This window comes from Devosia sp., from assembly GCF_036406155.1.
Classification (GTDB): domain Bacteria; phylum Pseudomonadota; class Alphaproteobacteria; order Rhizobiales; family Devosiaceae; genus Devosia_A.
The window spans coordinates 1-5,674 of the sequence record NZ_DASWVV010000224.1 but is presented as its reverse complement, the minus strand read 5'-3'; the positions used below and the strand labels follow the sequence as shown (position 1 = coordinate 5,674).

Here is a 5,674-nt window from a genome sequence, read left to right as displayed (position 1 = left end):
CCGGCTTCGCCGCCGCCGTCGACGAAGCGCGGACGGCGACGCTTGCCGACGCCGCGGAACTGGCTCTGGCCATCGCCCGCAAGCTCGCCCGTGCGCTTGTCGCGCGCCAGCCGACGGCCGAGATCGAGGCGCTGCTCGTCGAATGCCTCGCCGCGCTCGACGGCGTGCCGCACCTGGTGATCCGCTGCCATCCCGGCCTCGCCGACGCCGTGCGCGAGATCGCCGCAGCCCGCATCGCGACCTCCGGCTTCACCGGCCGCCTCGTGGTCATGGGCGATCCCGATCAGGCGCTGGGCGACGGCCGCATCGAATGGGTCGACGGCGGCGTCGTCCGCGACATGGACGCCGTTTCGGCGGCAATCGACAGGCGCGTTGCGGCCTATCTCGCCGCCCACGGCGCCGCAATCCCGGAAGAGGGCGAACAATGAGCAGCGGCGGCGACGACCCCGGTGGCATCGGTCTTGAGGAAATGGTCGCGGAGGGCCGCGAGCCGGTGCCCCCCTACGGAGAGAAGACGGCCGCCGATCTCGAGGCAGTCTTCGACGTGCCGGTGCGCATCTCGGTGGTGTTGGGGCGCACCCGCATGCCGGTGTCGCAACTGCTCAAGATGGACGTCGGCACCGTGGTCGAGCTCGACCGCCAGGTCGGCGAGGCCGTCGAGATCTATGTCAACGGCCGGCTGGTGGCGCGCGGCGAGATCGTGCTGGTCGAGAACCGGCTCGGCGTCACCATGACCGAAATCATCAAGGCGGCCTAGGAGAGCACCATGCGGCTACTGATCATCGGCGCCCTCGAAGGCCAGTTGAGCGAGGCCACCAAGCTGGCCATGGCCGGCGGCGCCAAGGTGGCGCATGCGCCCAGCATCGAGGTGGCCCTTGCCAGCCTGCGCGCCGGCCACGGCGCCGACCTGCTTCTCGTCGACGTCATGGCCGACATCCCCGGGCTGATCGCGGGCCTCGAGGGCGAGCGCTTCCACGTCCCCGTCGTCGCCTGCGGCACCGAGACCAACGCTGCCGCGGCGGTCAACGCCATCCGCGCCGGCGCCAAGGAATACATCCCCCTGCCCCCCGATGCCGAGCTGATCGCGGCAGTGATCGCGGCGGTGGCGCGCGAGTCGAGCGACTTCCTGTTCCGCGACCCGGCCATGGCCCGCGTCGTCCGGCTCGCCGACCAGGTAGCCCCCTCCGCGGCGAGCGTGCTCATCACCGGCGAGAGCGGCACCGGCAAGGAGGTCATGGCCAAATACCTGCACACGCGCTCGAAGCGCGCCGGCCGGGCCTTCATCTCGATCAACTGCGCCGCCATCCCCGAGGCCCTGCTCGAGAGCGAACTGTTCGGCCACGAGAAGGGCGCCTTCACCGGCGCCGTCGCCCGCCGCATCGGCAAGTTCGAGGAGGCCTCCGGCGGCACGCTGCTGCTCGACGAAATCTCCGAGATGGACATCCGCCTGCAGGCCAAGCTGCTGCGCGCCATCCAGGAGCGCGTCATCGACCGCATCGGCGGCACCCGGCCGGTGCCCGTCGACATCCGCATCATCGCCACCTCCAACCGCAACCTCGCCGACGCGGTGCGCGAGGGCTCCTTTCGCGAGGACCTGCTGTTCCGCCTCAATGTCGTCAATCTGAGGCTGCCGCCGCTGCGCGAGCGGCCGGGCGACATCGTCGCGCTCGCCGAGCATTTCGTCGCGAAATATGCCAAGGCCAACGGGCTCGGCAACCGCGTGCTCTCCGAGGCGGCCCGCGCCGCCCTGCTCAAGGCGCCGTGGCCGGGCAACGTGCGCGAGCTCGAGAACACGCTGCACCGCGCGGTGCTGCTCGCGGGCGGCGAGAGCATCGGCCCCGAAGCCATCGCCATGCCGGACGGCACCGGCCTCACCGAGGTGGTGCAGGCGGCCTCGCTGGTGACCCAGGCGGCGCAGGCGGCCCAGACCGTCACCCGCGCCATGGTGGGGCGTACCGTGGCCGAGGTCGAGCGCGACCTCATCCTCGACACGCTCGACCACGTCTTCGGCAACCGCACGCACGCCGCCAACATCCTCGGCATTTCCATCCGCACGCTCCGGAACAAGCTCAACCAGTACGCCGAGGAAGGCACCTCCATCCCCGCCCCCGGCGAGCAGCGGACTACAGCCGCGTGACCAATCCCAACTTGCCGATGGTCCCCCACCCCCGTCCCCTCCCCTCAAGGGGGAGGGTGTGGGCTGGCGCTAGCACTCCGGCGCCCCGCCCACCGGGGGACACCTCCCCCCGCGCGGGGGAGGATGGGAGGGGGGTGAACGGCTCCGCCGGCTGCGGCACGGAGGCACCGCGTGTCTGATCTTTCCAACGCCACCCCCGGCTCCGGCTTCAAGCTCCCCGGCCTCGGCGCCATCGGCCGCACCGTCGGCAGCACCGACATCGGGCTGGCCGTCGGCATCATGGCGATCATCATCGTCCTCATCCTGCCGCTGCCGCCGCTGCTGCTCGACGCGCTGCTCGCCATCTCGATCGTCTTCTCGGTGCTGATCCTGATGACGGCGCTGTTCATCCAGACGCCGCTCGAGTTCTCCAGTTTCCCCACCGTGCTGCTCATCGCCGCGATGATGCGGCTGGCGCTCAACCTCGCCTCGACGCGCCTGATCCTCGCCGACGGCCACGACGGCACCGATGCCGCCGGCCACGTCATCGAGGCCTTCGGCAATTTCGTCATGCGCGGCAACTTCATCATCGGCGTGGTGGTGTTCACCATCCTGATCATCGTCAACTTCATCGTCATCACCAAGGGTTCCGGGCGCATCGCCGAGGTCGCCGCCCGCTTCAACCTCGACGCCATGCCCGGCAAGCAGATGGCGATCGACGCCGACCTCTCCGCCGGCCTCATCGACGAGGCGGCGGCGCGCAAGCGCCGCGAGACGCTGGAGGCCGAGAGCGCCTTCTTCGGCAACATGGACGGCGCTTCCAAATTCGTGCGCGGCGACGCCATCGCCGGCCTGCTCATCACCTTCATCAACATCGTCGCCGGCATGGTCATCGGCATGATGCAGCAGGGGCTGAGCTTCGAAGAGGCGGGCAACAACTATACGCTGCTCACCGTCGGCGACGGGCTGGTCAGCCAGATTCCCGCGCTCATCGTCTCCACCGCCGCCGGCATGCTGGTGTCCAAGGCCGGCGTCACCGGCTCGGCCGACAAGGCGCTGGTCGCCCAGTTCACCAGCTATCCCAAGGCGCTGGGCATGTCGGCCGCGGTCGTCGGCGCCCTCGCCCTGCTGCCCGGCATGCCGGTTGTTCCCTTCCTCGCGCTGGCCGGCGGCGTCGGCTTCCTTGCCTACCGCTCGAGCCGGACCAGGACGGCATCCCGCGCCGTCGCCGCCGCCGAGGACATCGTCAAGCAGGCAGCGTCGCTGCCGCAGGAGGAGGTGCCGATCGCCGACAGCCTGAAGATCGACGAGCTCAAGCTCGAACTCGGCTACGGGCTGCTGGCCCTGGTCAAGGAGGACGACACCGGCACCGACCGGCTGACCGAGCAGATCAAGGCGCTGCGCCGGCAGCTCGCCACCGAACTCGGCTTCGTCATGCCGCCGGTGCGCATCCTCGACAACATGCAGCTCGAGCCCAACGACTACAAGATCAAGATCAAGGAGGTGGAGGCGGGGCACGGCCAGATCTTCGCCAGCCAGTTGATGATCATGGACCCCACGGGCCAGCAGATCACGCTGCCCGGCATCCACACCACCGAGCCCACCTTCGGCCTGCCCGCCACCTGGATCGAGCCGGCGCTGCGCGACGAGGCGGAACTGCGCGGCTATTCCATCATCGATCCCTCGACGGTGATCTCCACCCACCTGACCGAGGTGCTGAAGGCCAATATCGCCGACCTCCTGAGCTATGCCAACGTGCAGTCGCTGCTGTCCGGTCTCTCCAAGGACCAGCAGAAGCTGGTCGAGGACATCGTTCCCTCCCAGATCTCGGTGTCGGGCGTGCAACGCGTGCTGCAGACGCTCCTCGCCGAGCGCATCTCCATCCGCGACCTGCCCACCATCCTCGAGGGCATCGCCGAGGTCGCCGGGCCGGGGCGAACCCCGCAGATGCTTGCCGAGCACGTGCGCGCCCGCCTGTCCCGCCAGCTGTGCGCCGCCAATCTCGGGCCGGACGGCAATTTGCCGCTGCTCACCCTCTCGCCGCAATGGGAGCGCGATTTCGCCGAGGCCATGGTGGGCGAGGGCGCCGAGCGCCACCTCGCCATGGCGCCGTCCAGGCTGCAGCAGTTCATCGTCGCCATCCAGCAGGGCTTCGAGACGGCCGCCCAGGCGGGCGAACTGCCGGTGCTCATCACCTCGCCCGGCATCCGCCCGCACGTGCGCGCCATCATCGAGCGCTTCCGCCCGCAGACCGTGGTGATGAGCCAGAACGAGGTGCACCCGAGGGTGCGGCTCAAGACGATCGGCTCGGTCTAGGCTAGCAGGCCAGGGCGCGCACGTGCCCCTCTTCGGCATAGGTCAGGATCTTCCGGTCGCGCGTTACCACGACCAGATCCATCGCCCGCGCCGTCGCGACGAGGATGCGATCCGCGGGATCGTTGTGGATCGCCCCGGGAAGGAATGAGGAGTCGATCAGGATTTCAGGCGAGAGATCGGCAACGGCGAAGCCGGTTTCGGCGACGAGCCGGGAGAACCACGCATGCGGCGTAATCGGCGACGCCAGCCTGCCCTTGGCGACAAGCACGCCGCGCTCCCAGGCGGTGATGGGGGACACGAAGATCGGCCTTCCCTCGTGGAACGCACCGTCGATGGCACGTGCTGCCGCATCCGCCAGCGGGGCGTCCTCCGTGATCCAGATCGCGGCGCAGGTATCCAACAGCAGCCGCGTGCTAGTTGCCATATACCTCGCCCCATTCCGGCTCGGCTGGCTCGGTGAGGTCGGTGCCGGGCCTGATAATAGTGGTCCCCTTGAGCGCACCCCAGGCCGGATGCCGACCCTTGGGTCGCCCTGTCGGCTCCTTCTTTGAGACCTCGTCGTTGTCCTGCCTGGCGAATACGACCCGCTCGCCCTCGAGGTCGACCTGTTCGGTTCGGTATCCCGCGGCTAGCCATGCCTTCGTCATCACATTGTTGCTGGGATTATTGCTCCACCAGGCGCGGTAGGATTTCGACGACGGCAACTGGAAGCCCAGAACCGCCTCGATTTCCGAAAACCTCATCGGAATGCGGGCCTGTCCCCGGCGCATGAGGTGTTCGGTCAACGGGTCGTACTTCGACATGGCATGTGTCCTCAGCGCCGAAAACTACACACACTTTCTCCGAGTGTAAACACTGTGACTCTTAGCACTCCGGCAGCGCCACGCTCAGCCCGCCGAGCGAAGTCTCCTTGTAGCGCTCGTCCATGTCGCGGCCGGTCTGGCGCATGGTCTCGATGCAGGCGTCGAGCGGCACGATGTGGCTGCCGTCGCCGAGCGCCGCCAGCGAGGCCGCCGCCACCGCCTTGACCGCGCCCATGCCGTTGCGCTCGATGCACGGCACCTGCACCAGCCCGCGGATCGGATCGCAGGTCATGCCCAGGTGGTGCTCGAGCGCGATCTCGGCCGCGTTCTCGATCTGCTCGTTGCTGCCGCCCAGTGCCGCGCACAGCGCCGCCGCGGCCATGGCCGAGGCCGAGCCGACCTCGCCCTGGCAGCCCACTTCCGCCCCCGAGATGGAGGC

At 69.0% G+C, this 5,674-nt stretch carries 6 protein-coding genes and 1 pseudogene; 4 read left to right on the top strand and 3 right to left on the bottom strand.

The features are described 5' to 3' along the window. From VGD93_RS15760 to flhA, 4 genes and pseudogenes are all read left to right on the top strand, one after another. Positions 1-428: pseudogene (locus VGD93_RS15760) on the top strand (hypothetical protein); the annotation flags it as partial. Between the two features lie 41 nt (positions 429-469). Beyond that, positions 470-757, top strand: coding sequence for a flagellar motor switch protein FliN (gene fliN, locus VGD93_RS15755; protein ID WP_395013118.1), 288 nt, complete (start codon positions 470-472; stop codon positions 755-757). A gap of 9 nt (positions 758-766) precedes the next feature. Then, positions 767-2,137, top strand: a complete 1,371-nt coding sequence (locus VGD93_RS15750; protein ID WP_395013117.1) for a sigma-54 interaction domain-containing protein — start codon at positions 767-769, stop codon at positions 2,135-2,137. Positions 2,138-2,308: 171 nt separating this feature from the next. After that, positions 2,309-4,432, top strand: coding sequence for a flagellar biosynthesis protein FlhA (gene flhA, locus VGD93_RS15745; RefSeq protein ID WP_395013116.1), 2,124 nt, complete (start codon positions 2,309-2,311; stop codon positions 4,430-4,432). A 1-nt stretch (position 4,433) separates the two neighbouring features. Here the strand turns inward: flhA and VGD93_RS15740 are convergent, their stop codons facing one another. From VGD93_RS15740 to VGD93_RS15730, 3 genes are all read right to left on the bottom strand, one after another. Further along, the gene (locus VGD93_RS15740) at positions 4,434-4,856 is read right to left on the bottom strand and encodes a type II toxin-antitoxin system VapC family toxin (protein WP_395013115.1); all 423 of its coding nucleotides are present in this window, start codon (positions 4,854-4,856) and stop codon (positions 4,434-4,436) included. Next, complete coding sequence (locus VGD93_RS15735) at positions 4,846-5,235, bottom strand: DUF7662 domain-containing protein (protein WP_395013114.1); 390 nt, start codon at positions 5,233-5,235, stop codon at positions 4,846-4,848. The genes VGD93_RS15740 and VGD93_RS15735 overlap by 11 nt, the downstream gene beginning before the upstream one ends. Positions 5,236-5,296: 61 nt before the next feature. Then, positions 5,297-5,674, bottom strand: a 378-nt coding sequence (locus tag VGD93_RS15730; protein ID WP_395013113.1) for an L-serine ammonia-lyase, iron-sulfur-dependent, subunit alpha, incomplete at its 5' end; no start/stop codon positions are given.